The organism is Neisseria sp. P0022.S009 (genome assembly GCF_051956675.1).
In the GTDB taxonomy this organism is placed as follows: Bacteria; Pseudomonadota; Gammaproteobacteria; order Burkholderiales; family Neisseriaceae; genus Neisseria.
This window is the reverse complement of the sequence record NZ_JBQCXE010000097.1, coordinates 1-319: the sequence shown is the minus strand read 5'-3', so window position 1 is coordinate 319 and position 319 is coordinate 1. Positions and strand designations below refer to the sequence as shown.

At 48.6% G+C, this 319-nt stretch carries 1 protein-coding gene; it reads right to left on the bottom strand.

Annotated features, from left to right (window positions below):
* Positions 1 to 319, bottom strand: a 319-nt coding sequence (locus ACTHUG_RS11610) for a transposase (RefSeq protein ID WP_440420004.1), incomplete at both ends; no start/stop codon positions are given.

Below are 319 nucleotides of genomic sequence, written 5' to 3'. Positions count from 1 at the left end.
ATATCGGTTACGTTTGGTTTGCGCTTCCGTCAGCGGATGTTTGCGGTGTGCTTTGCGCATAATACCGTCTAACAACTGATGCTCTTTCAGATGTTGCCGGTTTTCCTCACTGTCATAGCCTTTATCGACATAGACGGTCGTACCTTTGGGCAGACCTTCCAACAAAGGCGACAGGTGTTTGCACTCATGGGCATTGGCGGGGGTGATGTGCAGTTTCTCGATATAGCCTTCCTCATCGGTACGGGTATGTTGTTTGTAACCGAGTTTGTAGAGGCCGTTTTTCTTTATCCAGCGGGCATCTTTATCTTTACTCGGTGTG